At 61.4% G+C, this 17189-nt stretch carries 17 protein-coding genes; 15 read left to right on the forward strand and 2 right to left on the reverse strand.

Annotation, left to right across the window (positions count from 1 at the left end):
• Positions 1-27 precede the first annotated feature (27 nt).
• From ACV8MC_RS14190 to ACV8MC_RS14240, 11 genes are all read left to right on the forward strand, one after another.
• On the forward strand, positions 28-663 hold the full coding sequence (locus tag ACV8MC_RS14190) for a MotA/TolQ/ExbB proton channel family protein (RefSeq protein ID WP_016771007.1): 636 nt from the start codon (positions 28-30) through the stop codon (positions 661-663).
• Positions 660-1088 carry an ExbD/TolR family protein gene (locus tag ACV8MC_RS14195; protein ID WP_041479458.1) on the forward strand — a complete coding sequence of 143 codons (429 nt, stop codon included), beginning with the start codon at positions 660-662 and terminating at the stop codon, positions 1086-1088. The genes ACV8MC_RS14190 and ACV8MC_RS14195 overlap by 4 nt, the downstream gene beginning before the upstream one ends.
• Positions 1088-2098: a tetraacyldisaccharide 4'-kinase gene (gene lpxK, locus ACV8MC_RS14200; protein WP_457262336.1), complete on the forward strand. Its 1011-nt coding sequence runs from the start codon at positions 1088-1090 to the stop codon at positions 2096-2098. Before ACV8MC_RS14195 ends, lpxK begins: the two co-directional genes overlap by 1 nt.
• Positions 2099-2121: 23 nt before the next feature.
• Positions 2122-2307, forward strand: a complete 186-nt coding sequence (locus ACV8MC_RS14205) for a Trm112 family protein (protein ID WP_003179363.1) — start codon at positions 2122-2124, stop codon at positions 2305-2307.
• Positions 2304-3068 (forward strand): 3-deoxy-manno-octulosonate cytidylyltransferase, encoded by a 765-nt coding sequence (gene kdsB, locus ACV8MC_RS14210; RefSeq protein ID WP_457262338.1) that lies wholly within the window; start codon positions 2304-2306, stop codon positions 3066-3068. The genes ACV8MC_RS14205 and kdsB overlap by 4 nt, the downstream gene beginning before the upstream one ends.
• Positions 3068-3532, forward strand: a complete 465-nt coding sequence (locus tag ACV8MC_RS14215; RefSeq protein WP_076563814.1) for a low molecular weight protein-tyrosine-phosphatase — start codon at positions 3068-3070, stop codon at positions 3530-3532. Before kdsB ends, ACV8MC_RS14215 begins: the two co-directional genes overlap by 1 nt.
• Positions 3529-4548 (forward strand): UDP-N-acetylmuramate dehydrogenase, encoded by a 1020-nt coding sequence (murB, locus tag ACV8MC_RS14220; RefSeq protein WP_150637629.1) that lies wholly within the window; start codon positions 3529-3531, stop codon positions 4546-4548. The genes ACV8MC_RS14215 and murB overlap by 4 nt, the downstream gene beginning before the upstream one ends.
• A gap of 249 nt (positions 4549-4797) precedes the next feature.
• Entirely contained in the window at positions 4798-5268 is a 471-nt protein-coding gene (locus ACV8MC_RS14225; protein WP_041479453.1) for a (2Fe-2S)-binding protein, read from the forward strand.
• On the forward strand, positions 5265-7586 hold the full coding sequence (locus ACV8MC_RS14230) for a molybdopterin cofactor-binding domain-containing protein (RefSeq protein WP_457262342.1): 2322 nt from the start codon (positions 5265-5267) through the stop codon (positions 7584-7586). Before ACV8MC_RS14225 ends, ACV8MC_RS14230 begins: the two co-directional genes overlap by 4 nt.
• Complete coding sequence (locus ACV8MC_RS14235) at positions 7587-8567, forward strand: XdhC family protein (protein ID WP_252884673.1); 981 nt, start codon at positions 7587-7589, stop codon at positions 8565-8567.
• Positions 8564-9160 carry a nucleotidyltransferase family protein gene (locus ACV8MC_RS14240; RefSeq protein ID WP_457262344.1) on the forward strand — a complete coding sequence of 199 codons (597 nt, stop codon included), beginning with the start codon at positions 8564-8566 and terminating at the stop codon, positions 9158-9160. Before ACV8MC_RS14235 ends, ACV8MC_RS14240 begins: the two co-directional genes overlap by 4 nt.
• A gap of 130 nt (positions 9161-9290) precedes the next feature.
• Here the strand turns inward: ACV8MC_RS14240 and rne are convergent, their stop codons facing one another.
• The gene (gene rne, locus ACV8MC_RS14245; RefSeq protein ID WP_457262346.1) at positions 9291-12557 is read right to left on the reverse strand and encodes a ribonuclease E; all 3267 of its coding nucleotides are present in this window, start codon (positions 12555-12557) and stop codon (positions 9291-9293) included.
• Positions 12558-13256: 699 nt separating this feature from the next.
• On the opposite strand from rne, the gene rluC reads away from it, so the two are divergent.
• The 3 genes from rluC to sppA are packed head-to-tail and all read left to right on the forward strand — an operon-like array spanning position 13257 to position 15879.
• The gene (rluC, locus tag ACV8MC_RS14250) at positions 13257-14216 is read left to right on the forward strand and encodes a 23S rRNA pseudouridine(955/2504/2580) synthase RluC (RefSeq protein WP_016770994.1); all 960 of its coding nucleotides are present in this window, start codon (positions 13257-13259) and stop codon (positions 14214-14216) included.
• The gene (locus tag ACV8MC_RS14255; protein ID WP_095181622.1) at positions 14203-14865 is read left to right on the forward strand and encodes an HAD-IA family hydrolase; all 663 of its coding nucleotides are present in this window, start codon (positions 14203-14205) and stop codon (positions 14863-14865) included. The genes rluC and ACV8MC_RS14255 overlap by 14 nt, the downstream gene beginning before the upstream one ends.
• 24 nt (positions 14866-14889) lie before the next feature.
• The gene (gene sppA / locus ACV8MC_RS14260) at positions 14890-15879 is read left to right on the forward strand and encodes a signal peptide peptidase SppA (protein WP_056788236.1); all 990 of its coding nucleotides are present in this window, start codon (positions 14890-14892) and stop codon (positions 15877-15879) included.
• An 86-nt stretch (positions 15880-15965) separates the two neighbouring features.
• On the opposite strand, the gene ACV8MC_RS14265 is transcribed toward sppA, so the two are convergent.
• The gene (locus ACV8MC_RS14265) at positions 15966-16544 is read right to left on the reverse strand and encodes a Maf family protein (protein WP_457262348.1); all 579 of its coding nucleotides are present in this window, start codon (positions 16542-16544) and stop codon (positions 15966-15968) included.
• Between the two features lie 105 nt (positions 16545-16649).
• Between ACV8MC_RS14265 and ACV8MC_RS14270 the strand changes: the two genes are divergently transcribed.
• A complete protein-coding gene (locus ACV8MC_RS14270) occupies positions 16650-17177 on the forward strand; it encodes a YceD family protein (protein ID WP_003204262.1) in 528 nt (175 codons plus the stop codon).
• Positions 17178-17189: the final 12 nt, after the last annotated feature.

Consider the following 17189-nt stretch of genomic DNA (forward strand, 5'->3'; position numbering starts at 1 on the left):
GCGCACTTTTTCGAGGGGACTGTCACTGTGTGGGAATTGGTCAAATCCGGCGGCTGGATGATGTTGCCGATCATTCTGAGTTCCATCGCGGCCATGGCGATCGTCGCCGAGCGCCTGTGGACACTGCGCGCCAGTCGCGTCACCCCCGAGCATCTGCTGGGTCAGGTCTGGGTCTGGATCAAGGACAAGCAGCTCAACAAGGAAAAACTCAAGGAATTGCGCGCCAACTCGCCGCTGGGGGAAATCCTCGCCGCAGGCCTGGCCAATTCCAAGCATGGTCGCGAGATCATGAAAGAGTGCATCGAAGAGGCCGCCGCGCGTGTCATTCATGAACTCGAACGCTACATCAACGCCCTCGGCACCATCGCCGCCATGGCGCCGCTGCTCGGCCTGCTCGGCACCGTGTTGGGCATGATCGATATTTTCAGTGCCTTCACCGGCTCTGGCATGACCACCAATGCCTCGGTACTGGCCGGCGGTATTTCCAAAGCGCTGATCACGACCGCAGCGGGCCTGATGGTCGGTATTCCGGCGGTGTTCTTCCACCGCTTCCTGCAACGTCGTATCGACGAGCTGGTGGTCGGCATGGAGCAGGAAGCGATCAAACTGGTGGAAGTGGTGCAGGGCGACCGTGATGTCGATCTGGCCGAGGGCAAAGCGTGAAATTCCGTCGCAAGCCCCGGGAAACCGTGGACATCAACCTCGCGTCGCTGATTGACGTGGTGTTTATCCTGCTGCTGTTTTTCGTGGTGACTACCACTTTCACTCGGGAAACCCAGCTGCGCGTGGATCTGCCGGAAGCGGTCAGCGGTTCGCCCGCCGAAGATCAGCAGGTCAAACAGCTGGACGTCGCGATCAGTGCCGAAGGCGTGTTCTCGGTGAACAACAAGATTCTGCCGAAGAATGATCTGCCGACGCTGATGGAAGCCATGCAGAAAGAATCCAACGGCGACACCAACATGCCGCTGTCGATCAGTGCCGATGGCAAGGCCCAGCATCAATCGGTGATCACCGCCATGGACGCGGCCGGCAAGCTCGGTTTCAGCCATCTGCGCATGACCACGGTCGAGGCGGCGCCGAAATCCTGATGAGCCTGTCCGATCGCCTGCTCGCCGCGTGGTATCAGGGGCATCCGGCCCTGACGCTGCTGCGGCCACTGGAAATGCTGTATCGCCGCGTGGTGATCAACAAGCGTCAGCGCTTTCTCGACGGTGAAGGTGAGATCTACCAATCGCCCGTGCCGCTGATCGTGGTCGGCAATATCACCGTCGGTGGCACCGGCAAGACGCCGATGATTCTCTGGCTGATTGAGCATTGCCGACGCCGTGGACTGCGCGTTGGCGTGGTCAGTCGCGGTTATGGCGCCAAACCGCCGCACCTGCCGTGGCGGGTCGAGGCCGAGCACAGCGCCGAGGTTGCCGGTGACGAGCCGCTGCTGATCGTCCAGCGCACCGGCGTGCCGCTGATGATCGATCCTGATCGCAGCGCCGCCGTCAAAGCTTTGATTGCCAGTGAGCCGCTGGACCTGATTCTGTCTGACGACGGCATGCAGCATTATCGCCTCGCGCGGGATCTGGAACTGGTGCTGATCGATGCCGCGCGCGGACTGGGCAATCAGCGCTGTCTGCCGGCCGGGCCGTTGCGTGAGCCGGTCGAGCGCCTGCAAAGTGTCGATGGCGTACTGTTCAACGGTGCCCTTGATGATCGCAACGATGGTTTCGCCTTCCGCCTGCAACCCACGGCCCTGGTCAATCTGCGCAGCGGCGAACGTCAGTCACTGGAGCATTTCCCGCCCGGGCAAGCGCTGCACGCGGTGGCCGGTATCGGCAATCCACAACGTTTCTTCAATACCCTTGAAGCGCTAGACTGGCGCCCAGTCCCGCACGCGTTCGCCGATCACGCCGAGTACAGCGTGCAGGCGTTGAATTTCACCCCGTCATTGCCCTTGGTGATGACCGAAAAGGACGCGGTGAAGTGCCGTGCCTTTGCTGCTGCCGACTGGTGGTATCTGGCGGTCGATGCCGTGCCGTCGCCAGCCTTCGTGGCCTGGTTCGACACTCAGCTGATGCGCCTGCTGCCGGATCGTCTGCTGCCTTAACTCTTTTATTTCTGGGAATGTTCATGGACACCAAATTGCTCGACATCCTCGCTTGCCCCGTGTGCAAAGGTCCGCTCAAGCTCAGTGCCGACAAGACCGAGCTGATCAGCAAGGGCGCTGGTCTGGCGTACCCGATCCGCGACGGCATCCCGGTGATGCTGGAAAGCGAAGCGCGCACCCTGACCACCGACGAGCGCCTGGATAAATGACCACAGCCTTCACCGTTGTCATCCCATCGCGGTTCGCCTCGACCCGTCTGCCGGGCAAGCCGTTGCTGGATATTGCCGGCAAGCCGATGATCCAGCATGTCTGGGAACAGGCGAGCAAAAGCAGCGCCAGCCGTGTGGTTGTCGCGACTGACGATGCGCGCATCGTCGAGGCCTGCAGAAGCTTCGGCGCCGAAGTGGTGCTGACCCGTGAAGATCACAATTCCGGCACCGATCGTCTGGCCGAGGTCGCAGCGAAACTCGGTCTTGCGCCTGATGCGATCGTGGTCAACGTCCAGGGCGATGAGCCGTTGATTCCGCCGAGCGTGATCGACCAGGTCGCCGCCAACCTTGCTGCCCATACCCAAGCGCGCATGGCCACGCTGGCCGAGCCGATCGAAGACGTGGAAACCCTGTTCAACCCGAACGTTGTGAAGGTTTCCAGCGATATCAACGGTCTGGCCCTGACGTTCAGTCGTGCAACCTTGCCATGGGCACGCGATGCATTTGCCAAGAGCCGCGAGCAGCTGCCGGAAGGCGTGCCCTATCGCCGCCACATCGGTATTTATGCCTATCGCGCCGGGTTCCTCCACGACTTCGTGAACTGGGGGCCGTGCTGGCTGGAAAACACCGAATCCCTTGAGCAACTGCGTGCCTTGTGGCACGGCGTGCGTATCCATGTTGCCGACGCGCTGATCGCGCCGCCGACCGGTGTCGACACCGTCGAAGACCTTGAGCGGGTTCGTCGCCTGCTGGGGGCCTGATGCGCGTTCTGTTTGTGTGCTTGGGCAACATCTGCCGTTCGCCCACCGCCGAAGGCGTGTTGCGCCACAAGTTGCGTGAAGCCGGGCTGGCGGATGTGGTCGAAGTGGCCTCCGCCGGCACCGGTGACTGGCACGTCGGCAACCCGCCGGACAAGCGCAGCCAGGCGGCGGCGAAACTGCGCGGTTATGACCTGTCGACGCAACGCGCGCAGCAGGTCAGCCGGGCCGATTTCGCCAGCTACGACCTGATTCTCGCCATGGACAACAGCAATCTGCGCAACCTCAAGGCCTTGCAGCCGTCCACCGGCAGGGCCGAGCTGGATCTGTTCCTGCGTCGTTATGCCGGGCTGGTCGATGAAGTGCCGGATCCGTATTACGACGGTGATCAGGGTTTCGAGCAGGTGCTGGATCTGATCGAAGCGGCCTGCGACCAGTTGCTGATCGAAGTGAAGGGCCGTTTATGAGTTTGCAGGTCCAACCGCAAGTATCGTTGCAGGCCTTCAATACGTTCGGCGTCGATGTGCGCGCGCAGCTGTTTGCCGAAGCCCACAGCGATGACGATGTCCGCGAAGCGCTGGCCTATGCCGCGTCCCATGACGTGCCGTTGCTGGTGATCGGCGGCGGTAGCAACTTGCTGCTGACGGCGGATATTCCGGCGTTGGTGCTGCGCATGGTCACGCGCGGCATCCGCGTGCTCAGCGATGATGGCAGTCGCGTGGTGGTCGAGGCGGAAGCGGGCGAACCGTGGCATCCATTCGTGCAGCACACGCTGGCCCAAGGTTTGGCCGGGCTGGAAAACCTCAGCCTGATTCCTGGCACCGTTGGCGCCGCGCCGATGCAGAACATCGGCGCCTATGGCGTCGAGATCAAGGACGTGTTTGCTGGCCTGACCGCGCTGGACCGCGAGAGCGGCGAGCTGCGTGATTTCAGTCTGGAAGACTGCAATTTCGGCTACCGCGACAGCCTGTTCAAGCAGCAGCCGGGACGTTGGCTGATTCTGCGGGTGCGCTTCAAGCTTGATCGCGCCGCGCACCTGCATCTGGAATACGGCCCGGTGCGTCAGCGCTTGAGCGAGCAGGGCATCGAGCAGCCAACGCCCACCGATGTCAGCCGCGCCATCTGCAGCATCCGCAGCGAAAAACTGCCGGACCCGGCGGTGCTCGGCAACGCCGGCAGCTTCTTCAAAAACCCGCTGGTGCCCGCCGCTGTGGTCACGCAGATCAAAACGCAGCACCCGGATCTGGTGGCTTACCCGCAAGCCGATGGGCAGATGAAACTGGCCGCTGGCTGGCTGATCGAACGCGCCGGCTGGAAAGGCTTCCGCGATGGCGATGCCGGCGTGCACAAGTTGCAGGCGCTGGTGCTGGTCAACTACGGCACGGCCACCGGCCTGCAACTGCTCGACCTGGCGCAACGTATCCAGAAAGACATCGCCGAGCGCTTCCATGTCGAACTGGAAATGGAGCCCAATCGGTATTGAGGCTACGCTTGCCTGACGCCATCAAAAGCCCTGCACTGATGAAAAAGTGCAGGGCTTTTTTGTTAATGCTGGGTTAACTTAGCGAGCTAACGATACCAACCATTTGCTCCACCCAAAGGCCCGGTGCAGACTTTCCCGTCGGCGCAAGAGAGCCTGATTAGCCTGAGTCGATCTGCGCGAACCCACCGCTGATTTTCCGGCGGCAGATTGCTCGACCCCATAACCACTAAAAAATATGCGGGCGTGCCCATGATTACCCTGAAACTCAACGGTCAAGACCACTCCCTCGATGTCACCGAAGACATGCCGCTGTTGTGGGCGATTCGTGACGTCGCCGGTTACAACGGCACCAAATTCGGTTGCGGCATGGGCCTGTGCGGCGCCTGCACCATCCATATCGACGGCTTGCCGGCACGCAGTTGCATCACGCCGATCGGCTCGGTGATCGGTCAGAACGTGACCACCATCGATAATCTCCACGCCGACCCGGTAGGCAAGGTCGTGCAGCAAGCCTGGCTCGACAGCGCTGTGGCTCAATGCGGTTATTGCCAGGGCGGGCAGATCATGTCGGCCACCGCTCTGCTGAAAACCAATCCGAACCCGAGCGACGAGCAGATCGAAGAAGCCATGGTCGGCAACATCTGCCGCTGCGGCACCTACAACCGGATCAAAACCGCGATCCGCCAGGCCTCCACTCAACTGAAGGAGGTGAAGGCATGAGCCGCGTCCCGAATGATTTCGCCCTGAGCAACCTCAGCCGCCGTGGCTTTCTCAAAGGCGTCGGCGCCACCAGTGCGCTGGTCCTCGCCGCGAGCTGGGGCTGGCAGGATGCGCTGGCCGATGACGCTGCGAAGAAGTTTGGCGCCGATGGCATGCCCAATGGCTGGATCGACGATCCCAAGGTTTACGTGAGCATTGCTGCCGATGGCAGCGTCACCGTGGTGTGCAACCGTTCGGAAATGGGCCAGGGCGTGCGCACCAGCCTGAGCATGGTAGCGGCCGATGAACTCGAGGCCGATTGGGCGCAGGTCAAAGTGCAGCAGGCGCCGGGCGACGAAGTGCGCTTCGGCAACCAGGACACCGATGGTTCGCGCAGCATGCGTCATTGGTACGAGCCGATGCGTCGTTGCGGCGCCGCCGCGCGGACCATGCTCGAACAGGCGGCCGCTGCGCAGTGGAAAGTGCCGGTTGGCGAATGCCATGCGCAACTGCACAAGGTCATTCACAAACCGTCCGGCCGTGAATTGGGTTACGGCGAACTCGCCGCTGCGGCCAGTGCGCTGGCAGTACCGGCGCGTGACAGCCTGCGTCTCAAGCAGCCGTCGGAATTTCGCTACATCGGCAAGGAAGGCACCAAGGCCATCGACGGTGCCGATATCGTCAATGGCCGCGCAGTGTACGGCGCCGATGTGCATTTCGATGGCATGCTCTACGCCACCATCGCTCGCCCGGCGGTTTATGGAGGCAAGGTCAAAAGCCTCGATGACAGCGCCGCACTGAAAGTCCCTGGCGTGCTAAAAGTCATGCAGATCGAAGGCCGGCCATTGCCGTCGGAGTTCCAGCCACTAGGCGGCGTCGCGGTTGTGGCCAGCAATACCTGGGCGGCGATCAAGGGCCGCGAGGCGCTGAAGATCGAGTGGGATGACGGCCCGAATGCCAGTTATGACTCGATTGCCTATCGCAAAGAGCTTGAAGCCGCGTCGCTGAAGGCCGGCAAAGTGGTGCGCAACACCGGTGATATCGACAAGGCCTTGAGCGGCGCTGCCAGCACTCTCGAAGCGTCGTATTACCTGCCGCACCTGGCGCAGGCGCCGATGGAACCGATGGTTGCTATCGCCCGTTACAAGGACGGCGTGTGCGAAGCCTGGGCGCCGAGTCAGGCACCGCAGGTCACCCGTGAGCGCATCGCCGAGCGTCTTGGCGTGCCGTTCGAAAAGGTCACCGTCAACGTGACATTGCTGGGCGGTGGATTCGGTCGCAAGTCGAAACCGGACTTCGTCGTCGAAGCGGCGATTCTTGCCAAGGAATTTCCGGGCAAGGCTGTACGGGTGCAGTGGACGCGCGAAGATGACATCCACAATTCGTATTTCCACACCGTGTCGGCGGAATATCTCAAGGCCGGAATCGACAAGAACGGCATGCCGTCCGGCTGGCTGCATCGTACCGTGGCGCCGAGCATCACCGCGTTGTTTGCGCCGGACATGAACCATGAGGCGGCGTTCGAGCTGGGCATGGGCTTTACCAACATGGCCTACGCGATTCCCAACGTGCGCCTGGAAAACCCCGAAGCCAAGGTACACACGCGGGTCGGCTGGTATCGCTCGGTGTCGAACATTCCCCACGGCTTTGCGATTCAGAGCTTCGTCGATGAACTGGCGCACAAGGCCGGGGAGGATCCGCTCAAGTACCAGATCAAATTGCTCGGCCCGGACCGGCAGATCGATCCTCGCACCTTGAGCGAAGAGTGGAACTACGGCGAATCGCCCGAGCGTTATCCGATCGACACCGGGCGCATGCGCACGGTGCTGGAAACTGCCGCCAAGGCCGCCGGTTGGGGGCGCAAACTGCCCAAGGGCCGTGGTCTCGGTCTGGCGGTGCATTACAGCTTCGTCACCTATGTCGCGGCAGTGATCGAAGTCGAGGTCAAGGACGACGGTTCGCTGATCGTGCACAAGGCCGACATCGCCGTGGACTGCGGGCCGCAGATCAACCCTGAGCGCATCCGTTCGCAGTTCGAAGGTGCGTGCGTCATGGGCCTGGGCAACGCTGTGCTCGGTGAGATCAGCTTCAAGGAAGGCAAAGTCCAGCAGGACAACTTCCATATGTACGAGGTCGCGCGCATGTCTCTGGCGCCCAAGGAAGTCGCGGTGCATCTGGTCACGCCGCCGGGTGACGTGCCGTTGGGTGGCGTTGGTGAGCCGGGCGTGCCGCCGATTGCTCCGGCGCTGTGCAACGCGATCTTCGCCGCCACCGGCAAGCGTATCCGCAATCTGCCGGTGCGTTATCAGTTACAAGGCTGGCAGAAGGCGGAGGCGTAAATGGACAGCGTCGATCTCAACGTCCTGCGCAGCGTCCTCGAGTGGCGCCGTGCCGGGCAGCGGGTGGTGTTGTTCAGCGTGGTGCAGACCTGGGGCACCGCGCCGCGCTCGCCCGGCGCCATGCTCGCCTTGCGCGAGGACGGCGTGGTGATCGGTTCGGTGTCAGGCGGCTGTGTCGAGGATGACTTGATCGCGCGGCTGCACGACGGCCGCATTGCCACCGATGGTCCGCCAGTGCAGATGATCACTTATGGCGTGACCCGCGAGGAGGCCGCGCGTTTCGGCCTGCCTTGCGGCGGCACCCTGCGCCTGACCGAAGAGCGCGTCGGCGACCCGGCGTGGGTCGCCGAGCTGCTGCAGCGTTGCGAAAACCATGAAATCGTTGCCCGGGAACTGAACATCGAAACCGGCGAGGTGCGGCTGGCTCCGGCAAGCAAGTCCGATGCGCTGGTGTTCGACGGCAAGGTTCTGCGGGCGATTTACGGTCCGCGCTGGCGCTTGTTGCTGATCGGTGCCGGGCAGTTGTCGCGCTACGTCGCCGACATGGCGCGGCTGCTGGATTTCGAAGTGCTGATCTGCGATCCGCGCACCGAGTTCGTTTACGGCTGGGAAGAGCAGCATGGCCGTTTCGTCCCCGGCATGCCGGATGAAGCTGTGCTGAACATCCAGACCGACGAGCGCACGGCGATTGTCGCCTTGACTCACGATCCACGCCTGGATGACATGGCTTTGCTCACCGCGCTCGACTCGCCGGCGTTTTACGTCGGCGCGCTCGGTTCGCGGGTCAACAGCCAGAAGCGCCGGGAAAACCTCGCTCAGCTAGGCTTGTCGCAAGCGTCGATTGATCGCTTGCACGGGCCGATCGGCCTGCACATCGGCAGTCATTCGCCGGCAGAGATCGCCTTGTCGTTACTGGCGGAAATTGTCGCGATCAAGAACGGTGTGGAGTTGAAGCAGAAAAAACCGCTGGAGGGTGCATGAGCCATTCCATCGCAGTGATCGTGCTGGCAGCAGGCGAGGGCAAACGCTTTCGCCAGATCGCCGGCCCCGACAAAGATAAATTGCTCGCTGACTGCACCGGGCGTGGCGGCGCCGTGCGCTCGGTCATCGAGCAGGTGCTGGTGAACCTGCCGGCCAGTCTCGACAAGCGCGTACTGGTCACCACCGAAGCGCGACCACAGGCGATGCGCATGGCCCAGGCATATGGCTGCGACGTGGTGTCAATCGAGTCGACCGGCATGGGCGACAGCATTGCCGCAGGTGTTGCCGCTTGCCCTGACGCCGATGGCTGGTTGATTGTGCTGGGTGATATGCCGTTTATCTTGCCATCGAGTATTGAGCGAGTGGTCGCGGCGATGGCTGATGACGCTGTGAGTGTGCCGGTGCGGGGTGGCGAGTTTGGCCATCCGGTGGGGTTTGGTCGTTCGTTTGCCGCGCAGTTGCAGGCGCTGACCGGTGATCGTGGCGCACGGCCGTTGTTTGCGCAGGGTAGGGTGGTTGAGGTGGCGGTAGATGACCCGGGGATGTTGTGGGATATCGATGTGCCTGAATCTCTGGTATTTCCTCAGCCCTGAGCCGTGTTGAAATTCCTTGTGGGAGCGAGCAGGCTCGCTCCCACAAAGGTTGTGGATGATGCTGGTATTTCAGGCAATAAAAAGCCCCGCCAGGCTTTCACCGGGCGGGGCTTTTTAATGGCTTCAGGAATTACACGAGTGGTTTAGGCTCGTGCTCTTTTTCCTGGGCTTCTTCGCGCTGTTCAACCGCGTCCTGAACGGAGCGTGGTGCTTCAGCGATCACCGCTTCAACCGATGCTTCTTCCGCGACCGGGGCAGGGGCTGCCTCGATCACTTCAGCCGCAGCGGCTGGTTCGGCAGCCACTGGCGCTGCAGCGGCAGCCAGTTCGGCTTCCTTCTGCAAACGCTCGGCTTCACGCTTGCGACGACGCACTTCACGCGGGTCGTTTGGCGCACGGCCGTTTGGCGTCAGGGCGCTGACCGGAGCCGGAGCTTCAACCACCGGGGCTGGCGCTTCGACTGCGGCTGGTGCTTCTTCAACCTGAGCTTCGGCAACCGGAGCTTCAACTACTGGTGTCGGCGCCGGTTCTGCTGCTGCAACTACTGGTTCGGAAACCATGGCCTGCGGTACTTCGGCTTCAGCGACTGGCGCTGGAGCTTCGGTGACGGCTGGCTCGGCAACCCAGTTGAACGCAGTCTGCTCTTCGCGAACTTCACGCACGGTTTTGGTCACGTTTTCGCTGACGGTTTCGGTCGCTGGTTCGGATTCAGCAACTGGCGCTTCAACGACAGCTTCCGGTTCGGCAGGCGCTTCAACCTGAGGCTGAGCTTCGCGGACCGGGGCGACTTCGATTTCCGGTGCAGCAGTCACTTCCACTGGAGTGGTGGCTTCGACAACCGGCGCTTCGACTGGAGCGGTTTCCAGTGTGGCGGCAGTGGCGCGTTCAGCCTGCTCGTGAGCTTCGGCTTCTGCCGGAGCGCTGATGGTGCTGCTGGCAACGGCAGCGGTGACAGCCAGGCCAGCGGCCAGATCGGCAGTGCTTGGCTCGCCAGCGTTTTCAGCGGACTCGGATTCTTCCGAACCTTCGATCACATTGCCGTTGGCATCACGTTGACGCTCGCGACGGTTGCTGCGACGACGCTGGCCACGGGAGCGACGACGTGGACGATCGCCTTCGGCGTTGTCCTGACCGTCTTCCGGCAGTTGCTCTTCGTTGTTGCTGTTCACTTCTTCTTCAGCAACGGCAGCAGCGGCCTGCTCGGCGCGCGGTTGACGCTCTTCACGCGGCGCACGCGGGGCGCGTTCTTCGCGTGGCTGACGGGCCGGACGCTCTTCAGCGGTCACGGCAGCAACGGCTGCGACTGGCGCGGCGTCCAGTGGCTCGCGCAGTTCACGCACACGCTCTTCACGCTCGCCACGCGGCTTGCGATCTTCACGCGGTGCACGCGGTGCACGTTCTTCACGCGGGGCACGTGGTGCGCGCTCTTCGCGGGCTACCGGCGCTTCGCTGCGGGTTTCACGCGGCTCACGGGCTTCACGTGGCTGACGCTCTTCGCGCGGCTCGCGTGGTGCGCGCTCTTCACGTGGAGCACGGTCTTCGCGCGGCTTGCGTTCTTCATCACGACGACCGTTGCGGTTGCGGCTCTGCTGACGACCGTTGCGACGCTCTTCGTTGCGGGCAGGACGCTCGGTGGCAGCCGGTTTCGCAACGGCAACCGGTGCGGCTGGCTCTTCCTTGGTGGCGAACAGGCTGACCAGCGACTTCACCAGACCCTTGAACAGGCTTGGCTCAGGCGCGGCAGCTGGTGCTGGAGCAGGTGCGGCAGGTGCAACTTCAGTCGGCACCGGTGCGTTGGCACGGGCCGGCGCAGTTTTCACTGCAGCTTCCTGGCGAACCAGAGTGCGGGTCGCAGCGGCTGGCTGGACTTCTTCGACTTCGGCAGCGGCCGCAGCGATTTCGTAGCTGGACTGGTTGGTCGCGGCTTCCGGGCTGTCGTCACGCAGACGCTGAACTTCAAAGTGCGGCGTCTCGAGGTGATCGTTCGGCAGAATGACGATACGGGCACGGGTGCGCAGTTCGATCTTGGTGATCGAGTTGCGTTTTTCGTTGAGCAGGAACGCAGCGACCGGGATCGGCACCTGCGCGCGAACTTCGGCGGTACGGTCTTTCAGGGCTTCTTCTTCGATCAGGCGCAGGATGGCCAGCGACAGCGATTCAACGTCACGGATGATGCCGGTGCCGTTGCAACGCGGGCAGACGATGCCGCTGCTTTCGCCCAGCGATGGACGCAGGCGCTGACGGGACATTTCCAGCAGGCCGAAACGCGAGATACGACCGATCTGCACGCGGGCGCGGTCAGCTTCCAGGCATTCACGGACTTTCTCTTCCACGGCGCGCTGGTTCTTCGCCGGGGTCATATCGATGAAGTCGATGACGATCAGGCCGCCGATGTCGCGCAGGCGCAACTGACGGGCGATTTCTTCGGCGGCTTCAAGGTTGGTCTGCAGCGCTGTTTCTTCGATGTCGCTGCCTTTGGTGGCGCGCGCCGAGTTGATGTCGATGGACACCAGGGCTTCGGTCGGATCGATGACGATGGAGCCGCCGGAAGGCAGTTCGACGACGCGCTGGAACGCGGTCTCGATCTGGCTTTCGATCTGGAAACGGTTGAACAGTGGCACGCTGTCTTCGTACAGCTTGATCTTGCTGGCGTACTGCGGCATCACCTGGCGGATGAAGGTCAGGGCTTCGTCCTGGGCTTCAACGCTGTCGATCAGCACTTCGCCGATGTCCTGGCGCAGGTAATCGCGGATGGCGCGGATGATCACGTTGCTTTCCTGGTAGATCAGGAATGGCGCGGAGCGATCCAGCGAGGCTTCTTTGATGGCGGTCCACAGTTGCAGCAGGTAATCAAGGTCCCACTGCATTTCTTCGCTGCTGCGGCCCAGGCCGGCAGTGCGCACGATCAGACCCATGTCGGCCGGAGCAACCAGACCGTTCAGCGCTTCACGCAGTTCGTTGCGTTCTTCGCCTTCGATGCGACGGGAGATGCCGCCGGCACGCGGGTTGTTCGGCATCAGTACGAGGTAACGACCGGCCAGGCTGATGAAGGTGGTCAGGGCGGCGCCCTTGTTCCCACGTTCTTCTTTCTCGACCTGAACGATGACTTCCTGGCCTTCGCTCAGGACGTCCTTGATGTTGACGCGGCCTTCTGGGGCTTTCTTGAAGTATTCGCGGGAGATTTCTTTGAGGGGCAGGAAGCCGTGGCGCTCGGAGCCGAAATCGACAAAGGCAGCCTCAAGGCTTGGTTCGATGCGAGTGATACGGCCTTTATAGATGTTGGCCTTCTTCTGCTCGCGTGCACCGGATTCGATGTCCAGGTCGTAGAGGCGTTGGCCATCTACCAGTGCAACACGCAACTCTTCGGGTTGAGTTGCGTTAATCAGCATTCTTTTCATGTAGTACCGTCGGTTTCCGGGCTGCCGGAAACGGCGTTCGGCACACACGACTTCTCACGGTCGGTGTCAGGTGCGTCGGGAGTGGTTGGCCATTCCCGTGTCCAGCGATGTGCGGCCAATTGGGCCGATACCGCGACGTACGCGTCCTGCTTGCTGTGGCTACTTAAGCACTCAGTCAGGAGGAGGAATCAACCAGCGGCTGTGGACGAGATGAAGCGTCTTGATCAAAGCTTGTTGCTACACAGTCCGGCGGTTGTGCATCTCCACCCTACACGTATCCCTGATAATTCGGGTGCTGCCGCGCGCAGAATCCGCAGCGGGTTGGCATTTACCGTGAGCTCCGAAAGGGGAGGTCACGCATCATGGCTAATTCAGGCGATGTTTCCGAAGCAATCGCTCGGGGTCATTCGCAGTCGACTGCACTTTGTGAACTGGCCTCGAATGTCGCCTGCCTGGCGAGTCAGAACTCTGCCCGGCGGTGTAATTCAGGCCTCATGTCACCTGCGCTCGTTACAACCGCAAACTCCACCGTTACGTAGCGAAAGCCCCGTAGGACGGCCTCGCGCCCTGGTGAATTGCGTTGGTCAGGGCCGGTCTTTGACCGTGGTTCCGCTGTCCAGGCCGCTTTTGGCGGCGTTCGCGACTATAGCAGCAATGATTAAGTGCTTCAATTCCATAAAAATTGTTATCATCCGCGGCATGACAACTACTGCCCCTTCGACTCCAGGCGTTCAACTGCTTGAAGTCTCGCCGGAGTATGCCGGCCAACGAATCGACAACTTTCTCCTCGCCCGGCTCAAAGGCGTGCCCAAGACCTTGATTTACCGCATTTTGCGCAAAGGCGAAGTGCGCGTGAACAAAGGTCGGATCAAGCCCGAATACAAGCTGCAGGCCGGCGATATCGTGCGCGTGCCGCCGGTTCGCGTGCCTGAGCGCGACGAACCGGTGCCGCTGGCCCAGGGGCTGTTGCAGCGCCTGGAAGCCTCGATCGTCTTCGAAGACAAAGCCCTGATCGTGATCAACAAGCCCGCCGGCATTGCGGTGCATGGCGGCAGCGGGCTGAATTTCGGCGTGATCGAAGCCTTTCGTCAGTTGCGTCCCGACGCCAAGGAACTGGAGCTGGTTCACCGTCTCGACCGTGACACCTCCGGCCTGCTGATGATCGCCAAAAAACGCAGCATGTTGCGCCACCTGCACGAGCAGTTGCGCGGCGATGGCGTCGACAAGCGCTACATGGCGCTGGTCCGTGGCAACTGGGCAACCTCGATCAAGCAGGTTCGCGCTCCGCTGCTCAAGAGCAATCTGCGTTCCGGCGAGCGCATGGTCGAAGTCAATGACGAGGGCAAAGAAGCCCTGACGCTGTTCAAGGTGCTGCGCCGCTTCGGTGATTTTGCCACCATGGTCGAAGCTAAACCGGTTACCGGTCGTACCCACCAGATTCGCGTGCACACCTTGCATGCTGGCCATTGCATTGCCGGTGACAGTAAGTATGGCGACGAGGATTTCACCAAGGAAATCCGCGATCTGGGCGGTAAGCGTCTGTTCCTGCACGCTTACATGCTGACGGTGCCGCTGCCCGACGGCGGCAAGCTGAATCTGCAAGCGCCCGTCGATGAAATGTGGGCCAAGACCGTGGAGCGATTGAGTGCGCCCATCTGATTACAAGCTGCTGATTTTCGACTGGGACGGCACCCTCGCCGATTCCATCCATCGGATCGTCGAGGCCATGCACTCGGCGTCCGGGCGTTCCGGTTTCGAGCTGCGCGATGACTTCGCTGTCAAAGGCATCATCGGTCTCGGCTTGCCGGAGGCGATTCGCACGCTGTACCCCGAAATCAGCGACGCAGAAATGCTCGCGTTTCGCGAATATTACGCCGATCACTACATCGCTGCCGAAGCCGTGCCGTCGCCGCTGTTCGAGGGCGTGGTCGAGTCGATGGCATCGTTTCGCGAGCAGGGTTATCACCTGGCGGTAGCGACGGGCAAGAACCGTCGCGGACTGGATCGGGTGCTCAAGGCCAATGGCTGGGAAGATTATTTCGATATCACCCGCGCCGCCGATGAAACTGCCAGCAAGCCACACCCTCTGATGCTTGAGCAGATCGTCAGGCACTGCGGCGTACGTCCGGAGCAGGCGTTGATGGTCGGCGATTCGTCGTTCGATCTGCTGATGGCACGCAACGCGGGGATGGATTCGGTGGCGGTCAGTTACGGCGCGCAATCGATCGAGTCCCTGCAACAGTTCGAGCCGCGCCTGTCGATCGACCGTTTTTCTGAATTGCACGCCTGGCTGGGTCAGCAGGCTTAATACGTTTTTGCTGGGGTAGATGGCATGACCGACGAATGGAAAGCACCGGCCAAGGCAAGTGCCGACGACGGTGACGCGAAAAGCTGGAAGCTGTTGGAAAAGACTTTGCTGGCCGGCGTCCAGGAACAACGCCGTTCGCGGCGCTGGGGGATTTTCTTCAAGCTGCTGACGTTTGTTTATCTGTTTGTTGCGCTGCTGCTGTTCACGCCGCTGATGGACATGGAAAAAACCGCCACCCGCGGCCCGAACTATACGGCGTTGATCGAGATCGACGGCGTAATCGCCGACAAGGAGCCGGCCAGCGCCGACAATATCGTTGGCAGCCTGCGTGCGGCGTTCGAAGACAAGAAGGTCAAGGGCGTGGTCCTGCGCATCAATAGCCCGGGTGGCAGTCCGGTGCAGTCTGGCTATGTCTATGACGAGATCAAGCGTCTGCGTGGGTTGCATCCGGAGATCAAGCTCTACGCAGTGATTTCCGATCTTGGTGCTTCGGGCGCCTATTACATCGCCAGCGCGGCGGATCAGATCTATGCCGACAAGGCCAGTCTGGTCGGCTCGATCGGCGTGACGGCGGCGGGTTACGGTTTCGTTGGCACCATGGAAAAACTCGGGGTTGAGCGCCGCACCTATACCTCGGGCGAGCACAAGGCATTCCTGGATCCGTTCCAGCCGCAAAAGCCTGAAGAAACCGCATTCTGGCAAAGCGTGCTGGACACCACGCACAAGCAGTTCATCAACAGCGTCAAGCAGGGCCGTGGCGATCGTCTGAAGGACAAAGAGCATCCGGAGCTGTTTTCCGGGCTGGTCTGGTCGGGTGAGCAGGCGCTGCCGCTAGGCCTGATCGATGGCTTGGGCAATGCCAGTTCGGTGGCGCGTGATGTGATTGGCGAGAAGGAGCTGGTGGACTTCACCGTGCAGGAATCGCCGTTCGATCGCTTCTCGAAAAAGCTCGGCGCCAGCGTGGCCGAGCAGTTGGCGATGTGGATGGGTTTCCACGGGCCTTCGTTGCGGTAAATCGTTTCAAGGTCAGAAGATCGCAGGTCAACGGCAGCTCTTGCACAATCGGTGTAGGAGCTGCCGAAGGCTGCGATCTTTTGCTTTCAAGGGATTTGCACACCCTCGACCAACAACATATCGATCAGGCGAATCAGCGGCAGGCCGATCAGGCTGGTGGCATCCGGGCCTTCGGTCGATTGAAACAGGCTTACGCCCAGTCCTTCGGCCTTGAAGCTGCCGGCGCAGTCGTACGGTTGCTCGATGCGCAGATAGCGCTCGATGCGTGCCTGATCCAGCTGGCGCATGTGCACGGTAAACGGTACGCAGTCGACCTGGCATTGCCCGGTCTGGCTGTTGAGCAGCGCCAGGCCGGTCAGGAAGGTCACGCTCGCGCCGCTCGCCGCCATCAATTGCTCGCGAGCCTTCTCGAAGGTGTGCGGCTTGCCGATGATCTGTTCGCCGAGGACGGCAACCTGATCCGAGCCAATGATCAGATGAGCAGGGTGGCTGTCCGCCAAGGCCCGGGCCTTTTCTTCGGCGAGACGTTTGACCAGATCGATTGCGGACTCGCCCGGGCGGTGGCTTTCTTCGATGTCCGGCGAGCTGCAGACGAACGGCAGGTGCAGGCGGGCGAGCAATTCGCGGCGATAAGTCGAGCTTGAAGCGAGTAATAAAGGCAGCATGGACGTCTCCTGAGGCAGGTGCGGATTCTAGCGGAGGCGCGCAAGTGACGGACAGGGCACAATTTCCTTTGACATGGGTGGGTGCATCCCTATAATGCTGCGCCTATGTTGAATGACCCGATTCCACCTCACGTTGACCCGCGCAAATTGGCTGACCGTGGCACCACCCTTCAAGGTGAACTGCTGCTGGCCGATTTGAAGAGACTCTGCGACCCGCTTTCCGACGATGTCGGTACGGTGCAGGCCAAATTCGTTTTTGAACGAGATGAACGTAAGTCTGTGGTCATCCACAGCTTTATCGACACCGAAGTCAAAATGGTTTGCCAGCGTTGTCTTGAGCTGGTCACCCTGCCGATCCACAGCGAATGCAGTTACGCGGTGGTGAAGGAGGGTGCGAATACCCAGTCGTTGCCGAAAGGTTATGACGTGCTGGAACTGGGCGAAGATCCATTGGATCTGCAGTCACTGATCGAGGAGGAGCTTCTGCTCGCCTTGCCCATTGTGCCTGCTCATCATCCGGAAGAATGCCAGCAGCCGGCGGGAGCAGATGAGCCCGAACCGAGCGAGGACGAGGTAACGCGGTCCAACCCGTTCAGTGTATTGGCGCAGTTAAAGCGTGACCCAAACGTTTAGGAGTTAATCAAT

This window comes from Pseudomonas sp. PK-RTE-24, assembly GCF_054052265.1.